20 protein-coding genes are annotated in these 20,361 nt (G+C 47.1%); 8 read left to right on the top strand and 12 right to left on the bottom strand.

The window, feature by feature from the left end; translation table 11 throughout:
• Positions 1-85: 85 nt before the first annotated feature.
• Complete coding sequence (locus IEX60_RS13880) at positions 86-1,588, top strand: acyl-CoA dehydrogenase family protein (RefSeq protein WP_188751623.1); 1,503 nt, start codon at positions 86-88, stop codon at positions 1,586-1,588.
• Positions 1,589-1,601: 13 nt separating this feature from the next.
• Here the strand turns inward: IEX60_RS13880 and IEX60_RS13875 are convergent, their stop codons facing one another.
• A complete protein-coding gene (locus IEX60_RS13875; protein WP_188751622.1) occupies positions 1,602-2,222 on the bottom strand; it encodes a hypothetical protein in 621 nt (206 codons plus the stop codon).
• Between the two features lie 131 nt (positions 2,223-2,353).
• Between IEX60_RS13875 and IEX60_RS13870 the strand changes: the two genes are divergently transcribed.
• The gene (locus IEX60_RS13870; protein ID WP_188751620.1) at positions 2,354-3,073 is read left to right on the top strand and encodes a DUF4397 domain-containing protein; all 720 of its coding nucleotides are present in this window, start codon (positions 2,354-2,356) and stop codon (positions 3,071-3,073) included.
• 12 nt (positions 3,074-3,085) lie between these two features.
• Here the strand turns inward: IEX60_RS13870 and IEX60_RS13865 are convergent, their stop codons facing one another.
• Positions 3,086-3,250 (bottom strand): hypothetical protein, encoded by a 165-nt coding sequence (locus IEX60_RS13865; protein WP_188751618.1) that lies wholly within the window; start codon positions 3,248-3,250, stop codon positions 3,086-3,088.
• Between the two features lie 208 nt (positions 3,251-3,458).
• Between IEX60_RS13865 and IEX60_RS13860 the strand changes: the two genes are divergently transcribed.
• The 4 genes from IEX60_RS13860 to IEX60_RS13845 are packed head-to-tail and all read left to right on the top strand — an operon-like array spanning position 3,459 to position 7,455.
• Entirely contained in the window at positions 3,459-4,193 is a 735-nt protein-coding gene (locus IEX60_RS13860) for a hypothetical protein (protein ID WP_188751616.1), read from the top strand.
• Positions 4,194-4,195: 2 nt separating this feature from the next.
• Positions 4,196-4,798, top strand: coding sequence for a hypothetical protein (locus IEX60_RS13855; protein ID WP_188751614.1), 603 nt, complete (start codon positions 4,196-4,198; stop codon positions 4,796-4,798).
• Positions 4,799-4,804: 6 nt separating this feature from the next.
• A complete protein-coding gene (locus tag IEX60_RS13850) occupies positions 4,805-6,829 on the top strand; it encodes a sensor histidine kinase (RefSeq protein WP_188751612.1) in 2,025 nt (674 codons plus the stop codon).
• Positions 6,829-7,455, top strand: coding sequence for a response regulator transcription factor (locus tag IEX60_RS13845; RefSeq protein ID WP_188751610.1), 627 nt, complete (start codon positions 6,829-6,831; stop codon positions 7,453-7,455). Before IEX60_RS13850 ends, IEX60_RS13845 begins: the two co-directional genes overlap by 1 nt.
• 6 nt (positions 7,456-7,461) lie before the next feature.
• On the opposite strand, the gene IEX60_RS13840 is transcribed toward IEX60_RS13845, so the two are convergent.
• Positions 7,462-8,193 (bottom strand): hypothetical protein, encoded by a 732-nt coding sequence (locus IEX60_RS13840; protein WP_188751608.1) that lies wholly within the window; start codon positions 8,191-8,193, stop codon positions 7,462-7,464.
• A gap of 13 nt (positions 8,194-8,206) precedes the next feature.
• Positions 8,207-8,926, bottom strand: a complete 720-nt coding sequence (locus tag IEX60_RS13835; protein ID WP_188751606.1) for a DUF4397 domain-containing protein — start codon at positions 8,924-8,926, stop codon at positions 8,207-8,209.
• A gap of 250 nt (positions 8,927-9,176) precedes the next feature.
• Here IEX60_RS13835 and IEX60_RS13830 point away from each other — a divergent pair, with 250 nt between their 5' ends.
• Entirely contained in the window at positions 9,177-10,355 is a 1,179-nt protein-coding gene (locus IEX60_RS13830) for a peroxiredoxin family protein (RefSeq protein WP_188751604.1), read from the top strand.
• Positions 10,356-10,461: 106 nt separating this feature from the next.
• Here IEX60_RS13830 and IEX60_RS13825 read toward each other — a convergent pair whose 3' ends face one another.
• The 8 genes from IEX60_RS13825 to IEX60_RS13790 all read right to left on the bottom strand — a co-directional run bounded on the left by IEX60_RS13825 (position 10,462) and on the right by IEX60_RS13790 (position 17,718).
• Positions 10,462-10,878, bottom strand: a complete 417-nt coding sequence (locus tag IEX60_RS13825) for an SRPBCC family protein (RefSeq protein ID WP_188751603.1) — start codon at positions 10,876-10,878, stop codon at positions 10,462-10,464.
• 30 nt (positions 10,879-10,908) lie between these two features.
• On the bottom strand, positions 10,909-11,433 hold the full coding sequence (locus IEX60_RS13820; protein WP_229717566.1) for an anthrone oxygenase family protein: 525 nt from the start codon (positions 11,431-11,433) through the stop codon (positions 10,909-10,911).
• Between the two features lie 81 nt (positions 11,434-11,514).
• Positions 11,515-12,294, bottom strand: a complete 780-nt coding sequence (locus IEX60_RS13815) for a helix-turn-helix domain-containing protein (RefSeq protein ID WP_308420754.1) — start codon at positions 12,292-12,294, stop codon at positions 11,515-11,517.
• Between the two features lie 324 nt (positions 12,295-12,618).
• Positions 12,619-13,599 carry an alpha/beta hydrolase gene (locus IEX60_RS13810; RefSeq protein ID WP_188751601.1) on the bottom strand — a complete coding sequence of 327 codons (981 nt, stop codon included), beginning with the start codon at positions 13,597-13,599 and terminating at the stop codon, positions 12,619-12,621.
• A 178-nt stretch (positions 13,600-13,777) separates the two neighbouring features.
• Positions 13,778-15,235, bottom strand: coding sequence for a BNR-4 repeat-containing protein (locus tag IEX60_RS13805; RefSeq protein ID WP_188751600.1), 1,458 nt, complete (start codon positions 15,233-15,235; stop codon positions 13,778-13,780).
• 164 nt (positions 15,236-15,399) lie between these two features.
• A complete protein-coding gene (locus tag IEX60_RS13800) occupies positions 15,400-15,963 on the bottom strand; it encodes a hypothetical protein (protein WP_188751599.1) in 564 nt (187 codons plus the stop codon).
• A 10-nt stretch (positions 15,964-15,973) separates the two neighbouring features.
• Entirely contained in the window at positions 15,974-16,681 is a 708-nt protein-coding gene (locus IEX60_RS13795; protein ID WP_188751598.1) for a LytR/AlgR family response regulator transcription factor, read from the bottom strand.
• Positions 16,675-17,718, bottom strand: a complete 1,044-nt coding sequence (locus tag IEX60_RS13790) for a sensor histidine kinase (protein ID WP_188751597.1) — start codon at positions 17,716-17,718, stop codon at positions 16,675-16,677. Before IEX60_RS13790 ends, IEX60_RS13795 begins: the two co-directional genes overlap by 7 nt.
• A 221-nt stretch (positions 17,719-17,939) precedes the next feature.
• On the opposite strand from IEX60_RS13790, the gene IEX60_RS13785 reads away from it, so the two are divergent.
• Positions 17,940-20,297, top strand: a complete 2,358-nt coding sequence (locus tag IEX60_RS13785) for a TonB-dependent receptor domain-containing protein (protein ID WP_188751595.1) — start codon at positions 17,940-17,942, stop codon at positions 20,295-20,297.
• Positions 20,298-20,361: the final 64 nt, after the last annotated feature.

Below are 20,361 nucleotides of genomic sequence, written 5' to 3'. Positions count from 1 at the left end.
AGCCAGCGCTTACGAAATTATTTGGTACGCTTGCGCATATTCGGTAAATTTGACCCTTACTTTTCAAAGTTGACCTTACGAAAGAATGGATAGAAACAACGATTTTAACGAGTTTATCAGCACGTTTAAGAAGGCACTTAAAAAGGCATTCCATGAACAGCATGATATCAATGAACTGAGTCTTGCACGTGGTTTACCTCCAGAAGTATGGACGGTCATCATGCAGGCGTCGCCGTTATCGGTTGCCATCCCAAACGAATATGGAGGAAGAGGCGCTATCGTAAAAGAATGCCTGAGTGTATTATCAACAGCCTCTTACGAATCGCTCCCGCTCTCCCTTACCTTCGGCATTAACATCGCGCTTTTTCTTGAACCTTTGGCAAAGTATGGCGATGCAGCCCTGAAACAAGAGGTGCTTCCCGGATTCATTGGCGGACATCATATGGGCGGATTGATGATTACCGAACCCGAGTTCGGGAGCGATGCGCTGAATATGAAAACTTCCTATCGCCTGACAGACGATGGATATGCGATAAAAGGACATAAGCATTGGCAGGGATTAACCGGACAGGCAGACTATTGGTTGGTGGCCGCACGGAAAGACCTGGGCAATGGCGAACTGGCCCGTGATGTGGACTTTTTCATGACGAACAATGCCGTAGCACGGCAACACATCGAGGTGGAGTCCATCTACAGCAACCTCGGATTATACATGATTCCGTATGGGTTAAATAAAATCGATGTCGAAGTCCCCCACAACCACCGCCTCCAGCCCGAAAGCACCGGTATCAAGATGATGCTCGATATTCTGCATCGGAGCCGGATGCAATTCCCGGGAATGGGCATGGGCTTCATCAAACGTATGCTGGATGAGGCATTATACCATTGTACAAACCGGGTTGTCGGTACGGGTAACCTGCTGATGCTGGATTCCGTCCAGTTCCAACTGTCACGGATACAGACTGCCTACACCCTCTGTTCGGGAATGTGTGCCAGAAGCAGTGAAATCAGTGGCATTGCCCACAACCTTGCGCTGGAGGGACTGGAAGCGAACAGCATGAAGGCACTCGTCACTGACCTGATGCAGGAGTCAGCCCAGCTCTGTCTGCAAGTGTCGGGCGCCAATGGATACCGGATTAGCCACATCGCCGGAAGAGGCATCGTAGACAGCCGCCCTTTCCAGATTTTTGAAGGTTCCAATGAGATGCTTTACACCCAGATTGCCGAAATGATGCTGAAGCAACTGAAAAAGCAGAAGGAAGCAAACCTGTATGCGTTCCTTTCCGGATTTGATCGTACCAAACATTCCGCCCCCCTGTTCAGCGAATACCTCGAATTCGAACCCGGAGCTAACATTCCACAGCGGAAACTGGTTGACCTGGGAAAAATAGCAGCCCGGTTGATCTGCGTACAGTATGTGCTTGAACTTGCGGAACAGGGATTCCGGAAAGACCTCGTAAACAGCTGCCTGTTCAACATGAAGATGGATATCGCTCACTTGACATCAAACTATTCACTCAACGGCCGCGCCGATCTGATTCCGGAATACAGCGATGAAAGTAACTGGGTGGAGTTCTCAACACAATAGGGCTATCGCATTTTTATTCCAGCGCTTCGATTGACCGGATGTGGATTCCTGTGAAACAATCATCCATACATCCATTCGGAATAAATCCCGCGGAGGATATCAGCCCGTTGTTGTTTGCTTCAAACGATATGCTGGCATCTGAACGGTTTTTCAACCATTCGGTACGGGCTTTGTCGTATATATCGTCCAACGTGTACAGCGCGCTGGCCGACGAATAATCGCGGGACTTGGTTCCGAGATCTTCCGCTGTTTCGGTCCACTGCAATGCTTCGAGAAACGGATACCCTTCCCGTTCCAAAAATGTTTCGGCGGTCATATTCAACGGCTCCAAAAGTTTATCGGCTTCGGCGGCCGTCCAACCGTTTTCGGGCATAATCACATCGTTAAATGCCGTATACACGAAATCACGTTGTACAACCTTACCTTCCCTAACGGTAACGGTAGTCAGCCACGAGGAACCCGCCCAGGTGTATCCGGGCACTTCATACCGGTAATTGTTGCCACTGGATGCTTTGAAAGCAAGCCAAGCTTTGTAACTCCGTTCAAAATCGTCCTGATGGGGAAAATCATTCTTTTTACAGGCTGAAAAACCGGCCGCGGCCAAAAGAAATACGAGAATGAATTTAATGTTCATGATTATTGGCTGTTCTTTCAAATGAAACGAGATGAGGTTGCATGCCGCTACATCTTATTCAATTTTTTCAAACAATCAGTGAATACCGGAGTTCTCTAGAATGAAGGTAGTTTGTATAAAAGATTAGCGTCATGAAAAAGAGAAGTGTATTTTACATTGCCTTCTTTGCGTGTGCAACGTTGGCAATCAGTTGTTTAAAAGACAACGATACCGAACCGATGCCTTTGGCAGGTCTAACGATGATTAATGCATTCATTGAAGCGCCACAGGGTGTTCTTTACGAAATAGACAGGGAGCCGGTGCCACAGCAATTCTATCCATTGGCCTACCGCAGTTACGGATATATCAATCTGTTCGTCGGAAATAGCCGGGGACTGGAGATTTACGACGCCGGAAATCAAACCCGGTTGGTCGATACGAGTTTTGCAGCAAAGGATAGCATGTTGTACTCATCGATCATCTATGGAACCGCAGACAACCCACTACATTTTATCACGGAAGACCATGCGCCGGAAGACGCCGGCGACCCCTCCATCGTGGCAGGTGTGCGTTTCTTCAATCTGGCGAATACGACCCACCGTGTTTCCCTCCGGATTGGAAATAACGATCCAATTCCTGCATTCCAGGACAGGCCCATGGACACGCCGCAATCGGGTAAGGCCCATGAAGATTTTGTGGTTGTTCCAAGCGGCACCTATGAACTGGCTATCGAAGATGAGGATGGAGAAATTCTGGTTACACGCGGGGATATTGCGTTGGAGGAAGGCTCGTATACCTCCGTCTTCTTGACCGGTGCAGATTCCATTGACGATTCTTACTACATCGGTGCCATGCGGCAACCCGTCAATTAAGGAAGCAATCCGCTATATGTGTATGTCTGGGATAAGCATGTCTATTTCCTTTCCCTTCTTTTTCAGGTGCTGGTAATTCACCCTTCCTTTGTCAATGGTGTCTTTCATTCCGTCATTAGCTTTATGCTGCGCGGCGTCAGCTCGCTTTTCCTCGCGCTTATCCCTGCGTCTTAACAAACGTTATAACTTTCCTTAACTGATTTTACCGTTGCTTGGAATCCCCACGCCGACCCGTGCAGCTGGTATACCTGATATACGAAGGCCGGTTGATTTTTCTGCGGAGTTAGAAAAATCATTGTTTTCGGGGATATCTATTTGAGAAAGGTTGCCGTAGTTTTGGTCGATTACATATATTATCCGGGAGTAAACGATAAAGCAGCCATCCATGGGATTATTTAATTTTAGGAAGAAAGGGGTTGAAAAAGAAGGATACCAGGGTGATCTGGGAAAAACAGCCGCATTAGCGGCGTTATTCGAAGTTGCGGGGACTACCCGTGATGCAACCTGGGAAAAGAAATTTCTGGCAGACGCCGCCGAAGCCAGCTTTGCCTGTGGCGACCCACAGATCATTCAGGGACCGGATGGGTTCCCTTATTTCCAACTGCAGATCCCCGTGCCGAATCAGCCGTTTCAATGTTATGTGGTGCAACACATGGTCTCTGATTTCATTCTCGATCGAGGAATCGGTGTGGTCATCAACGCACAAAAAGGGCAACCCGACTGGGTATTTACCTACGGTGATCTGGTAAATTTCGCGATAAAAGGGGAATTCTATACGGCCTCACCTGCAGTTCAGCTTCCTCAGCAGGAGGTCATTCAACAACAGGAGGAGGTGCTCGTAGGCCAACCCTCAGAAGAATTTTTGCCTATGCCAACCCGAGGTATTATCCGTCAGTTTTTGGAACAACAAGGCATTCGGGATCCGAAGATTGCCCTCATGTCCCGGCAATATGGAGAGGAAGTGTTACAGGAACTGGTTACCAACCTAACGCCGGAAAAAGTCGGCCGGCAACTCTCTGAAGCCCTTCAGACCCCTATGAGGTGGTTTCTCCCCCGCCATTATTCGATGGTCGCCATGGATGAAAACGGCTCGTTCAACGATCATTTCGAACCGCTATAAGAATGAAGGAATTTACGTTCAAATACAATACGGGCAAAGGCGGTGTATATTTCTTAGCGGTCTTTTTCGGTGTGCCGTTCGGTATCTTTCTCCCCAGTTTCATCCTGATGGAGTATGTGCCCTGGGTTCTTTGGGTCAGCATACCGTTAGGGATTGGTATCATCGCTTACTGCGTCCGGAAATTCATCAAAGAAATAAATTCAACAGACACCATACAGGTAGATGATCTTGGGTTTACCTCCAACGATTACGGCCGTATATCCTACCGTGATATCCAAAGCATCCCGCCTTATGGCGCATTACAGGCACCGCCACCGTCCATGCGGATCAAGCTACACAATGGCAAAAAACTGGTTTGGATTTTTAATCCCCAAAGTCCAAAATCCCAGGAAGACATCGCGATATTTACCGAATTTCGAGAAGCGTTGCTGGATCACCTGAAACGGCAAACGCAAACCGCGATAGCCGAAACACAGGAACAAGCGGTCAAACCCGAAAACGTAACCGCTCCTCCGGCCGACGTCATTGAACAACTGGAAAAGCACAAAAAAGACCGTAATTTTATATATTGCTCAATCAAGTCTGATTCCGCAGGAGCGGATTAAAAGGAAATGAGGAAGGTACACCATATCGAATGCCTACGTCGCGCAACCCTCGGGTTGTTACTTGGATTATGGATCTTTTCAACCCATCCCCTCACAGCGCAAGAAACTGCCGAACGGTACGCCGATAGCCTATTAAATAGTGCCCTTACGGCGTCCACGAATGAATTAAAAATCGAAGGGCTGTTGAAAGTCAGTATTTTCTGGAGCGACCGGGATACCACAAAAGCCTACCGGTACCTGGAAATGGCACGCCAGCAGATGGGCAAATCACCTTCCGATTTCCAGATGGGGCTATACCGCCTCTACCGGGCTAACATCCTGATGGAGTACGATAGGAAGAAGGCCAAAGCGGAATACCTGGCCGCCGATAGCCTATTGGCTACATCCACGACGCCCAAAAGCTATCGCTACCGATCAAACCTATGGAATAACTATGGAGTGATTCTGCAAAAGGAAGATCAGGATGCGGCTTTTATGGAAATCATTGTGAACAAAACGCTCCCCTACGCAAGGCTTGCAGGCGATAGCGCTGCGGTGGGATACCAATTGCAGAACATGGGCTTGCTATTGGGCAACGTACAAAATCATCAAAAGGCTGTCAGCTATTATGAACAGGCATTGAAAACCATACGGGATCTCCCCGGTAAAGAAGAAAATAAGTTAGAGATATTCACGAATGCGGCAAAAAACGAGCTGTATTTGAGAAATTTCGACCGGGCAAGACGTCACCTGGACAGCGCCCGGCATTACATACGCATGATTCCGCACTCGACGTATATCCCAACCTTCTACCGAACGGAACTCATTTATTTCAGGCAAATAAAGGATACGGACAAAGCCTTACAGAGTTACCGGAACGGAATCGCAGCCGCGCAAAAGCTTGGCGATGAATACATGCTCATGGACATCAATTTTGAGCTCCACGCCCTCTACCGTGACCTGGGAGAATACCGAACCGCCAAAAAATACCTTTCGATGTCAAACGCACACCGTCCTTTTCACAGTTTAAAAAACAGCGCGTTGTATCATCACGAAATGGCAAAACTGGACTATCAGCTGAAGAATTATCAGGAAGCCTATCTTCATATGGATTCTTTAAGGACCGTGTTGGATTCGATTTATGAAAAAGATGCGACCACCAAAGTGCTGAACCTTGAAAAGCAATATAAAACCGCTGAAAACGAAAACCGTATCCTTCGGTTAGAGGCCGAAAACCGGCAGCAGGAACTGGCCATCGCCAAAAGCCATTGGTGGGGGCTTGCCTTGGGAGCCGGATTGCTGCTGGCCCTGTGTATTGCCTTTTTCTCCTGGAAAATCAATAAGAAAAACAAAAAAATGTTCGCCCAAAAAGAACAGCTGCACCAGGAGGACCTCCGTTCCATCCATCAGCAGGAACGCCTCGGGCAATACGATGCCATGCTACGGGGGCAAGAGGCTGAGCGGAATCGCCTGGCACGTGACCTGCACGATGGACTGGGTGGACTCCTGGCCGGTGTGAAACTGAAATTATCCTCCATCGTAACCAAAGAAGGCGAAAAGCTGCCGAACGGTACCGGTGCCGTCCACGAGGTGATCCATCAATTGGATTACTCGCTCGACGAATTGCGCAGAATCGCACACAACATGATGCCCGAAGCCCTCCGTAACGGAGGTTTGGTGCCTGCATTGTCAGATCTGTGCCGGTATATGGATACCCCGCAGATTCCCATAAAATTCCAAAGCCTGAATTTGGAAGACAATTACCCCGAGCAGTTACGCATTACGGTATACCGCATCGTGCAGGAACTCCTTGCCAATGCCCTGAAGCATGCAAATGCCAGTGAAATCATCCTGCAATGCAGTGAGCTTGACCGCTGGCTCTTTATTACCGTGGAAGACAATGGAAAAGGGATGGCGACCGCGGAAAATGTGCCCTCAAAGGGACTGGGGCTATCGAACATCCGGAACAGGGTTGCCCTGTTAAACGGGCAGATGGAAATACAGGCCCAGCCCGGAGAAGGAACAACTGTTAACATTCAGATACCTTTATAATGGAAACAAAGCAAATTAAGATAATCATCGTAGACGATCATCCGGTTGTCTTGCAAGGATTTGAATACATGTTGCAGGATATACCCGACATCCAGTTTGCAGGTAAATTTGCCGATGCGGCATCGACGCTGGGTTATTTACGCCACAACGCGGTTGATGTGGTCCTGCTGGACATCAATCTGCCGGACAAAAACGGGATCGATGCCTGCATCGAAATCAAGCAAATCAACCCGGATATACGGGTCATCGCAATCAGCAACATCAATGAGTACAGCATCATTCAGCGCATGCTGAACAGCGGGGCGTGTGGCTATTTGCTGAAAAATGCTTCGGCCGATGAAGTCATATCCAGTATTGGAAAAGCGATGTCGGGCGGGGTGACGTTAAGTAAAGGCATACAGGACATTCTGAACGATCACGATTCGGGAGATCTGCCTGTGGTTACCCGGCGGGAGAAAGAGGTGCTCGCGTTGTTGGCCAATGGGCTAAGCTCTGTCGAGATCGGCGAAAAGATTTTTATCAGCCCGCTTACGGTAGAAAGCCACCGGCGCAACCTGCTTCAAAAGTTCAAGGTAACCAATGTCGCAGCACTCGTCCATAAAGCGACCGAAATGAAATATATATAGATTGCCCTAATTAATCCCTCTGTGGCGTACCACGCCGATGTAATACGGAGCTGGCTCCCCACCGTCGCCGGTCAGGAATAGGGTTAGATAGTCGCCCGGATCCAGCGCCACCCCGGTGCGTCTAGCCAATTGTTCGCCGTTTTCATTGCGTATGGTCAGCACATGCGTCCCGGTATGCGTTGTCGGGATAAACTCTTGGGCATCTTTGCCGGTTTTCGGCGTTTCAGTTGGCCGGTCTCGGAAAGCTGCAATCGGTTCGGCATCGGCGATGTGCAAGGTTACCCGGTCAGTTGTCTTAGCCAGGTTAAAAAAGCGCAGGGCCGCAATGGCTGCCGGGTCGTCCACACCTTCGGGCACCTGGTCTTCGGTGATGAAATGCCGGGGAACCTCTTCGGTACCAAACAAGAAAGACGTATAGTACTTATTTACCTGCAGGGCAAACGCAGTGTCTACCAACTGCGCCAACTCATTGGAAGAAACAATTTCCAGCTTGCAATTCTCGCAACTGGGCACCACGTAAAAATCGATACCGCGGTAACCCTGGCCCTGATTCAGGGGCTGGAATCCGCGCCCTGCATCAAACCGGTGCTGCACGGCCTGTGCCTCAGAGAAGGAATTAACCACCGTAAATCCGGACCGGACCTCCGGTTCGGTTTCCTCGTCTTTTATACAGCCGCCCAGCAGCATGACGCCGAGAGACAGGGCTATAGACTTATAAAGGTTTATATTGGTTTGCATAATCGTTGGTTGTTTAATTCACCCATTGCCGCACGATGCCTACATAGAAAGTTCTTGGATCCCGTTCGTCGCCCGTGAGAAAAATACTTGTATAACTACCCGCAGGCAAGTCGACCGTACCCTGCCGTATAGCCACCGTTTCACCCTCTTCATCCACCACGGTCACAGTATAATTACCAATGGCTACCGGTATAAAATCTTCTCCCTGTTTGCCACTTGCGGGCGTTTCGAGGGGCCGGTTGCGGAAAGCCGCTACGGATTCGATCTCACCGATGTGCAGTGTCACACGGCGTTCGGTATTCGCCAGGTTGTAAAATCGCACGGCAGCGATGGCAGCCGGGTCGTCCACGCCGTCAGGTATACGGTCTTCCGTGATGAAGTGCCGCGGGTCATCATGCGTACCGTATACAATGGATGAATAATATACGCTATCCTGCATGGAAAAGGTCGTATCCACGAGCCGGGCATCTTCGTAAGAAGAATAGATTTCCAGCCTACGGCCCTCCCCGGGATAATATACAGGCCAACTGGGGCCATAGGTGCGGTAGTCTAACGGATACAAGCCCTGAATGGTGTTGCGGTCAACTAAGTAAAAAGCCCCATTGGCTTCGATAAACGTGTTGACGAACGTCATACCACCCACCCGCTCAGGCTGCGGATCACTTCCCCGTAAACAACTGCCAAGCAGCGCAACACTGGCTACCAGGGCAACTATCAGACTCAATTTTTTCATGTAGTATTAACGTATGGAACCCGGCAAATGCTACAACTTCCTACCCGTTATGTTCAAAAAATACGTTCTACTTACAATAGTCCGAAATCACATGGGATACGTGTGGCATTCATTCGTTGTTACGCAAACAAACGTTCATAATACATTGTGTTAAACCCCATTAAAAGTGTTAAAAACGTTAAAACATTAACGCTTCCATTCTTACACTCCTATCTTAGTATCCATGTACACCAGGTAAACGGATTATGCGATGAAAAAATTTATTTTGCTAACCATCGTCGGCCTTTGCTCCGCACCGTGGCTTTCTTCTGCATCGGCCCAGACGATCAAGAAAACGCCCATACTAGGTGCCATACAGGAAAACGTGATGATTTCCGGGGAATTGATTGGTGGCAAAAGCAACCATATCATTGTGTCCAAGGCACATGAACATCCCTATTCCCACCAAATTGTCGTGCCGGTCATTGACGGAAAATTTCAGCTGGCGCTTCCCGCTGGTGATTCGGAAGCGTATATGCTGATTCCCGAAGAAAACTTCGACGCCGGATTTCTACGGCCATTTGTTGTCTTCGTCGACGAAAACGTATACGTAACACTTCATCCCAGCGAACGTTACCTGGAGAACACCACGTTGGGCAGCCCCCTGACCGATGAATACCACCGGGCAAAAGCGGATATCGAACAACGGCTCAGCAAGCGCTCTTTTGAAGTTGACAGCCTCTGGAAACTGGTAGAAGCAGGAAAGGTAATGGAAGAGGAAGCCGCAAAGAGAGATTCGGCGTTAGGTGCCGATTACCTAACCCTGCAGGAAGCGTACATACGGGAACACCCTACGCTGGTATCTTACCAGCTCATCAAGGAATTGCTGATTACCAATGAAGATGAGCATGCAAACCAAATCGCAAAGCAGCATTATCCGGCCTTTGCCGCTCTCTTTCCGAACCATCCCTATACAGCGACCATTGGCAATCACCTCAACGGGAAATTCCAGTTGGAGCAGGGCAAGCAGTACATCAGCTTCCTTGCCGAAGATCTGGATGGCAACCCGGTATTGGCAGATACCTTACTGGCACCCAAAGCGACACTGCTTAACTTCTGGGCGTCGTGGTGCGGCCCCTGCATCCACAAAGCCCGAACCATGGTACCTGTTTACGAAGCCTTTAAGGATAAAGGATTTGACATCATTAACGTTGCGCGTGAAATTCGCGGTACTGAATCCCTTAAGGCGCTATTGGAACGGGAGCAATTGCCCTGGTCAACCAATCTTGTTGATCCGAACAGCAAATACGGGGTGTGGACCAAATACGGGATTACCAACCTCGGGGGCGCCATGGTGCTGGTGGATGGAACGGGAAATATCCTTGCTGTGAATCCCACAGCCGATGAAGTGAAGGAACTGTTCTGCGGCATCGGAAACAGGTTTAACTGAACGCAATCTATTGTTTTCCTGTACGCAGCGAAATTCCCGAAAAAAATCAGATTTCCGGAAATTTCACCAGGAAGGAGGTGCAAGCCTTGGTATTAATTCGCTTTTGTCAGCCTGCCTCGGTATACTTCTTAAAACTGTCCAAAATTGCCTGCCATCCCTCCCGTTGCATTCCAATCGGGTTTTCATTTTCGGCATCAAACGTTACGGTCATTTTGGTTTCGTTATTTTCACCCATAAAGATGATTTCGGCTTTTCTTCCATCGGTCATGGTATAGGCAATCCGTTTGTTTACCGCTACGTCATCGTATACACCTTCAAAGTCAAAACCGAAGCTTCCATCCTTAGCTTCCATTCGCGAGAGGAATTTGCCGCCGGTCCGCACGTCATTTTCCGCCTTTGTGGTATGCCAATCGTCCGAAGCACTGTTCCATTTTACGATGTGTTCCGGAGAAGTATACCGTTCCCATACTTTTTCCACCGGTGCTTTTACCGTGGCTTCCACGGTAATTTTTGTTGCGTTCATAGGCTATCGTTTTATTGATTAATTATTTTTTTATGCCTTCAACTTAACCGACAAAATGGCCAGCAGAAAACTGAAAATTGCTGCTATCGTTCGGATTAAATTCAATTTGTTCCAGGGAGCCTCAAACCGTTCCCTTAACGAAGAGATATCCTGTAGGGTAGCGGTATCCCTATTAAAACGCTCTAGCATATTGTTTAACGGCACATTTCCCAGCATGGTTACGCCAAACACCCCGACAGCATATACAACGGTGGCCGACAGCAACAGCCAAAATGAAAAATGAACCTCCGCCCGGTAAGAAAGCCAAGTGGCCAATGGCAGGACGACAAGGCTACCCATAAAACTCGCAAAAAACCAAGCGTTCAATATGGCCGTGTTGATCGACTTGAACGTCATTACATATTCCCTGTCGGGAAGCTTTCCCAATGCACCCGTTACGGAACAGGCATAGCTGTAAAACAGTCCCGCCACCAAACCGGTCAGCAATACCGCTACGGTTTGGATCAGCTTACCGAACATCATCGTTGCGTCCAATACCAAAATTTCGTTTGCCATAGTCTTTGTTTTTTGATTTAAAAGCTAAGGCAAAAATACAGGACCGGTAAGGCCAGAAATTGAACAAATCGGACAAAGCGACTAATGCACGTTTTTCAACTGCAAAGGTCTTTTCCCCGTAAATTTCTTCATGTTCCGTATAAAATGGGATTGATCGGCATAGCCGTTTTCGTAGACCACATCGGTCAATTTTGAAAAGTCGCCCGTGGAGATCTGATTCAACGACGTTTGAAACTGGATGATTTTCGCAAACTTCTTCGGAGGTACCCCGACATACCGATTGAACTTTCTGCGTAGTGTCCTTTCGGTGGTATTCAGGCGTGCGGCCAGCTCATTGATGGTCATCAACCCCTTATGGTCCTGGATAATTTGGATGGCCTCTTGTATTTTCCGGTATTCCTCCATTCCTTTTTCCCGGGCAAATTCCGAGAGGAATTTGGCGATCATTGCTACCTTCTGGCTTATTGCTGAAGAAATGGCTAATGCCTCCAATGGATTTTCGATGGTGGTCCCTCTGATTTTTGAAAAGTCAGCACAATCGTCATTCAATTGCTTGGTGTCGACGTCAAACAACATCTTGGCTGCAAAAGGGTACAGCTGAAAGGCAATCATCAGATAGGGTGTCTTTATCGAAAGCTCGTACGGTGCAATCATCTGGCCGTATAAAAAAAACGCGGTAAGCGCCTTCCTCCGGGGAAGTAGAAACCCCTCTTCCGTTTGCAGGTATACGACTCCCGGATAGCCATCCGCAAAAAACGTAAGCGTAGCGTTTGAGGGGGCATCCTGTTCTTCCATAACAAAAATTTCCTTGACGAACAATTCCAGATCGTTATCGGCTATTATTTTCGCAGCGTCTATCAAATTCTAAATCGTTGAATCCGTAAATGATATTTACTGTTTTGACGATGGCAGGGCTGCATCGTTACATTTCTTAATAATTAACATTTGTTACTCGGGTTTATCCATTCATTACCATGACTAGCAAATCCTAGGGTAGTTGCATGAGCCGAAAAAAGCTTGTTTTCCACTTCAACAACGTTTTCCCCGGTGATTATATGTTCCATTTTAACGTATTTTCCGTGTTAGTCATTGCAGTTTTTGAAGGCAATAGAACGATTCTGCCGGAAACCGGATTTTTGAAAAGTTAGAGCGAGTTGAAAACGCAACGTATTTTTTTAAACAAGCTTAAGAAAATAACGCATTCCGCAATGCCAAAGCACCTTGTTCGATAGCAAGTTTTACTGCTTCTATGTGATTCAAAGGATTCAACAGGCCATAATCGTGGATAAGGCCATTGTAGGTTTGAATGGTTGTGGGTACACCCGCTTCATCCAATTTGCGGGCATACGCCAATCCTTCGTCGAAAAGAATATCATTTTCGGCCAATTGCACCAAAGCCGGCGGAAGCCCGTTCATTTTTTCCAAAGATGCCTGGAACGGCGATGCATAATATTCTTTCCTCTTTTCCGCTTCCGGCAAGTAATGATCCCACATCCATTTCATCATATTGGCTGTCAAAAATCTCCCCTCGGCATATTTCTGCCAGGATTCACGGGTAAAATCAGCATCCGTGACCGGCCACAACAGCAATTGGAACTTGATATCCGGGCCACCTTTGTCTTTCGCCATCAGGCACGTAACAGCCGTCATATTACCGCCCACGCTGTTTCCTGCGACGGCTAAATTAGCCCCATCGACACCTATTTCTGTACCGTTTTCCGATACCCATTTGGTAGCTGCGTAAATTTCATGAATGGCAACCGGATAACGTGCTTCAGGCGATGGCGTATAATCTACAAAAACCGCTGCCGCTCCGCTGTTCACCACCAAATCCCTTACCAGTCGCTTATGTGTCGGGTAGTCTCCTAAAACCCAGCCGCCGCCATGGATGAACATAAAAACAGGCAACTTTTCGTCTTTTGTGTTTTCAGGTTTTACAACGTGAATGTTTACCGTAATGTCACCCTGCGTGATTTCCCTTACTGTTTCAGTAATGCCCGAAGTATCCACATCCACGGATTTTTGGGCATCCACAAGAACCTGCCTTGCTTCCTCAGGAGCCATTTCTTCCATCGGCTTTCCGCCGCTATTGTTGAGTCCATTTAGAAATTCTCTTATCTGTACCAGAATTTGCGGATCCTTCTCGCCCGGGATTGTTTGTGCCATAATAAAAATTTTAGTGACTGATGCATTCGTTATAAATAACCCGTTTCAACACATTTTGATTTTATTATTTTTCAAGTTCTTTGCTGACCACCACTACTGTTGAAGTCTCTGCATAAACCCCTTTTTCAAGGCGGCACCGCTTTCTCTCCTCTTTCCGGACATTCAACAATCTGTATTTCTAGTACTTCTTTCGATTTTTACGCTGCCCTTTCTCAGGCCTTACACGATCCGAATCCATGGTGTACGGCAATTGCCACATTCTTCCCTTGGAATCGCCAAAATACAAATAGGATTTGCTAGGACTGTTGGGGTTACCATCGCCCCAAAAGTACTTGAATGGCTCCTTTCCGTTCACCACTTTTCTGACATAGTTGTGGTTTAATTCACTGTTTTTGGTGATTTGTTTTTTTGCTTTCCACGTTTTACCGCCGTCTTTGCTCTCCCAAAGAACAAGCTCACCCCCTCCTCCCCAGGGTTGCGGAGAGGTCTCCGTAGGTCCGATGACCACCCATTTGTCCCCATCGATCCAAAGGCTGCCGGTATCGTAGTTGTGGTCCGAAGTCGTTATTTTATGATTTACCCACTCCGCTCCGTTCCAATGGATCACCTGCCATTCTCTCGGTCCATTTTGCGGCCCGGGTTGATGGCCGGCACCTGAAACATACAGAGCCGCCGGATTGCCGTTTCTGTCGAAAGCAACGTCTTTGATGTACACATTTTCACCCTTTGAAAAGAACTCTTTTGCCAGAGTGGGGTTGGCTACCTCGGTTACGGGGATGGATACGGGCGTACCGTCTACGGTGGTCCATGTTTTACCAAAATCCGTTGTCTGCATGTAATAGATGTTGGTTCTGCGATCTACATCTCCATTTGGGTGCCAATTATAAAAAAACACGATCTTCTCACCGAGTTGCCCACTGATTTGGTAATGACCGCCATATTGGTCCTGTTCCCGTTTTATGGCTACGATCTGCCTATCATCGGTCCATTCAACACCGTCCGCACTTGTACTGAAGTACAACAGCCGAACCCCCCAATATTTGGTAAACAAATGTAAGAAGCCTTTCCCTTCAACATATTTGGGCTGTGGATAGGTAATTTCCCGCTCTGACATCACATCAAATGCATCGATGGAGTTTGGCGAACGACTTTTATAAATAAACCCCGGCCTGCCCCGGCCTCTGCCACTTACAAACACCCATATGTAACCGTCGGAATCCATCGCTATGGACGGGTTATCATGTGGGTCAAAAACGCCTTCTTTGTCATGCACCACCGTCGGTTTTTCAACGGTACCTGTTTTATGATCAAAGCTTCCGATCATACACAACAGGTAATCTCCCTTCGCATTGCTTGCTCCGGCACTACTCTCCCTGTCTTCTGCGATTCCTCCGTAAACAAAGAATGTTTTGTCTGCCGCTGGCGAATAGATCGCTAACGGAATATGCTTGGCCGTGTAGGTTCCCAAGCCACCGGAATACTTATCCCCATATTCCGAAAATTGCCCTAATGTAAACCAAATACCTTTGTACCCGTCGACTTTTTCATTGTTCAATGACGGATATCGTTGTGCCGTGGCCGAAAGGCCAAAAGACAAAAAGGCGATCAAAAAAACAACGGGTCTAATCGAACTCATATCTCTTATGTTTTTAAATTTACCCCATAGTTACGTCTTTTACCGAAAAATTCAACAAAAATCACCGATAAAACAAATACCCCATGTCTTCAAAACCGGATCCGGGTTGCAGATGCAACGGGGCTATCGGAGCATAGGTGCGGACACAACGGCTTTATCGGAAATCAGTTTACCAAGGCTGTTATTTTCGCTGCGATCCGTTTAAATGCTTCCAAATTCGTAGTACTCGTTATTTTATTTACTTTGAGGTTGAATACCTTATCCCCTTTCCTAACCATAATAAAGTAAAAATTCGTTCCGTCGCTATGATAATACGCCTCATCCCCCAAGTTCCTCAGCACTTCGATGCCTAGGTGTTCATTGGCTTTCTTTATTTCTGCATATTTCTTTTGAGCCAGTTTAGTTAGACGAAAATCTTCAAATAAGAAATAGATGGCACCCGCTTTTTGGCTTATGCTGTCTTTTAAATCGGCTTCATAACTGCACAGATAAGTAAAGACATCTGCTTCCTGTTTAGTGGAGCCATCCGATAGATGCGATGGTTCCCCCATGATTTTTTCAGCATCAGCTTGGGTAAACAGTTGGTGGAGATGTGTGGCCACGGTATCTGTTTTGGGCCGTTCGTCGTCAAGCGTTTTATGGCCACCGGTTGTTTGAGAACAGGCAACTATTGTCGTTAGCAGCAGACTGGATAAAGCAATAAAAAACAGCTGTGACCTGCGTTTCATAAGATGAGTTTTAACTACCTGAAATTTTCCTTTCCAGCTCCTCTTTATAATTTCTGCCGATAGGTATCTGGTGGTCGCCAATGATGATTCTGTTTTTCTCTATCCGCCTGATTTTATCCCTGGATACCATAAATGATTTATGCACCCGTATAAACTGGCTCTCCGGAAAAAGCTCCTGCATGGATTTAACAGATCCTTTGGTGACAATTTTATCCGTTGCGGTATGGATGATGGCATAGTCTTTCAGTCCCTGTATGTGCGTAACATCGTCAAACAGCAACCTGATCTTCTGCACACCGCTTTTAACAAAAATAAATTCCGGTTCATCGCCGCTCATTTCAATACCTGCATCGTCTGCTTTTAACGAAAGAAAGTCTTTGATTTTTTCGAGCGATACCAGAAAACGGGCGTAGGATACCGGTTTTAGCAAAAAATCAATCACCCCCAATTCATATCCCTCAAAAGCATAGTCACGGAAAGCCGTGGTGAATACCGTAATAGGAGGATTGGGCAACGACTTCAGGAGATCAATGCCGCTCATCTCCGGCATTTCAATATCCAGGAACAAGGCATCGACCGTATTATCTGTTAAAAATCCCTGCGCATCAAACGCATTGCTGAAACTGCCTACAAGTTTCACATGGTCCAATTGATCCATGTAACCTGCCAATACCTCCCGGGCCAACGGTTCATCGTCTATAATTACGCAATTCAGCATGAAAGATCTATTTTTAATACTACTTCGTACCGGTCCGGCTTTTCAATGATTTTTAATTCATGTTTGTCCGGATACAACAACTCCAACCTTCTCCGTAAGTTAAAAAGACCAATGCCACCGCTGTGGTCCGGTTGCTGAAAGTTAAGTTTATTATTTGTTATCCTTACTTCCAGTTCTTTTCCGGCGTCAATGCGGATATGCAGAAAAGCATTGTGTACTGATTTACTGATGCCGTGCTTAAAAGCATTTTCTACGAGCGGCAGGATCAAAAAGGGCGGAATCATGCAGCTATCCATATTTCCGGTCACGGTTAATTGTATATCGGCATTGTTCCCGTGCCGTATCCGCTCCAATTCAAGGTAGTTTTTCAGGTAGTTGATCTCTTTTTCCAGTGGTACATAAGCCTCGTCACTTTCGTATAGCATATATTCCATCAACTCAGAAAGCTTCAATACAACGTCCGGTGCCTCGTCTGATTTTTTGATGGTCAGCGCATATAGGTTATTCAGCGCATTGAAGAGGAAATGCGGGTTTACCTGTGAGCGTAGAAAGTTTACCTCTGCCTGCAGTTTTTCAACCCGTATTTCCTGTAGTACCTTTTTCTGTTCATACCAGTCGATGCTGAATTTGAGTGCAATGGTCAGCATCAGGTAAAGCGAGGTATGGGTGAAGTTATAAATCAGGGAGGCAGAAAGCTGCGCTTTTTTGTACGGTCCTATGATATAGCCGAAAAGATAGTGGTCATAGAGGCTCTGCACCAACAGATACCCGATGAGCAAGAGGAATACCAGACCGAAATAGCCCCAATATCGTCCACGCAGCAAATAGCGGGGTATCAGCCAGCGGATATTCGCCCACGCTAGGGCCATGAGCAGACTAACCCGGACCACGGAACAGATAAAAAAATTAGGGAGACCCGCCTTTTGGATCAGGTAGGTACGGTCGTATAAAAATATAAGCGTAACCAGTATCCAATAGGATATGTAGATCCATCTACGTTTTGATGTTGAGCCATTGTTTATATCTATGCTTTCCATAAACTACCTGCTACAAATTGACAGATTACGGGCGGAACTGCGAAATTTAGTAGAGCAACTGCTGAAAAAGTAGATGAAAGATACGAATGATTTGCAACAATGTGAACGGAGTAATTTCCCAACGGGATTCCTCTACTTTATTGGCAGTTCGTCTACTTTTTTTCGGAATGGCTTTTTATTCCGCTTCATTTGCCTGTGGTAATCAGTCAGGCATTTTCCTTATGGTCAAGCATCCAATTGTTTTATCGCTACTGGCCTATGTAATTGCCATCGGGCAAATTGCACTTGCACAAAACAGGGTTTCAGGTAGCGTAGTCGATTCCATTACCGGTAAGCGGCTGGCTTTCGTTACAGTCAGGTTGACGGACCACAACCAAAAGCCACTGCAAAATTTTATTTCCGACACCCTGGGGCGCTTTTATTTTGAACAGGTACCACCGGGCAGCTACCGGATCCTTTGCAGTATGACGGGCTATGTCCTGAAAAAATCGGAGCCGTTTATGGTGAGTAACAGCGGGGTCGAACTCCCACCCTTTTTGATGATTCGTGCCGGAGAAACGCTAGCCGAAGTGACCGTTACCGCACAAGGCCGGCCCCTATCCACGCGGATAGACGGTTTTGTATACCATGCGGATCGGGAGACTCAGGAAGCCGGGGAAACAGCGGTCGATCTACTCAGGAAGCTTCCGGGCGTACAGGTTGACCAGAATGGAGCACCGCATATGCGGGGTAGTAACCGTATTAAAGTATTTATCGATGGAAGACCTTTCATGACGTATGCAAACTCCGTGACAGAAGCTTTACGCCAGGTACCTGCCGATAATATCAAAACAGTGGAAATCATCACCCATCCTTCAGCCCGTTATGATTCTGAGGGGGCAGACGGAGTAATTAACATTTTCACGAAGAGGCCGATGGAAGACGGCGTTTCGGGTACTGTTAACGGAATCCTGGCCAACCGCTTCAACGAATTGACAGGAGCCATTACCTGGAGAAGACGGCAGGTGGTAATAGGCGCCGATATAGGTCATAGCGCCTCCGATAACACAACCACAAGTGTGCTGGATCGTACCGATCATTCGGTGAACAACGGCAGATTGCTGCAGCAAAAGGAGATTAACAATGAATCGGAGAATCTCTTCAGTGGCATTCATGTCATTTACCTTCCCGATACCTTAACTACCTTCAATGCAGGTTACCGCTACGGTGGCGACTGGTTTGGCGCCAAGTCAAGCCTAAATAGTTTGATGGGATCGGACGCATTTACCCGGACAATTGATAATCCCGCTTTCCGGTATTTGCACGGTATTAACTGGGGATGGCTCCGCCGATCACGGGATGGATCCACTGAATATAACGTCATGGGCTATTGGTTTTACCAGGGCCAGCTAAATCGCTATTTACTGGATCAGTACCGGTGGCAACAAAAAAATTACGCAGAGAAGAATTTCAATTTACTTGGCAACCGAGAATTCTCCTTCCAAGCGGATGTAAGAAAAGACTTCGGAAATGACAGTGAACTGGAATTGGGGCTCAAAGGTGCATTCAGGAAATTCTCCAATGAAAACCGGTTCGATGTATTCGATTTCAGCCAGTCCGTTTATTTGCCCAACAGCCTCCGGGCCGATCGTTTTTGGTTTAACTGGATTATTGCAGCCGCCTATGCCACGTACACACTTAACCTTGATTCCTGGAAAATTAAAATCGGTGGCCGTTATGAACACACCCACTGGCCGCTGCATTTCCGTGATACATCATTGCGCATTCCCGATTATCAAAACTTTTTGCCCAATCTGATTATTAGCAAAACCATTTCCACGCATCACAGCGTTGGTGCCGGTTATACGAAAAAACTGCTCCGGCCCTATATCAATTACCTGAATCCGGTCATCAATTACATTGACTCGCTTAACCTGGAATATGGCAATCCCTATCTTAAACCCGCAATTACCCATAGCTACGAGCTGACTTATACCTTTCAGAAATCAGCAGGATTATTGAATGTTGCGTTGTTTTACAACCACACCGGGAACAGTATTGAGCAGGTAAGGATAGCGCAGCCAGACGGTATCGTAGCGAACACCTATGCAAACGTAGCAGCGTACGATGTTTTGGGAGCGAGCATCAATGCCTCACTGCGCCTTCAACGGTTCACATTCACCGCGACAAACACAACACGATACCTCGGGTTTAGCAGCCAAAACGGTTATCCCTTCAGAGATGGCTTTATAATCAGTCAGGGTGTAGATGCGTCTTTTAAACCAACCGCTTCGCTTACCATCCGTGTCTATGCGAATCTCAATTCGAGAACGGTCAATTTTCAGGGGCATACCACCGGTGTACAGAGTTATACCTTATTGATCAACAAGGAATTGCTTGATGGCAAACTTAATTTTAGCGCCCGTTGCGACAATCTGTCCACCCCTTACCGATATGTAACCGAAGTTACTGCTGCTGAGACCTTTAACCAGCACATTGAAAGCCGCTACATCAATCGGTTCTTCAGGGTAGCTGTGAGATGGAAGCTGGGTAAAAGAGAGGTTAAAAGGCCTGTAGTCAATGAAATTGGTGGTTATTGATGTTGGTATCAGTTGAATGGGTTAAACAATTCCACCCATCAACGGATCGGTCTTGGTGACGATA

Source organism: Parapedobacter defluvii, from assembly GCF_014642075.1.
Classification (GTDB): domain Bacteria; phylum Bacteroidota; class Bacteroidia; order Sphingobacteriales; family Sphingobacteriaceae; genus Parapedobacter; species Parapedobacter defluvii.
This window is presented reverse-complemented; position numbering and strand designations above follow the sequence as displayed.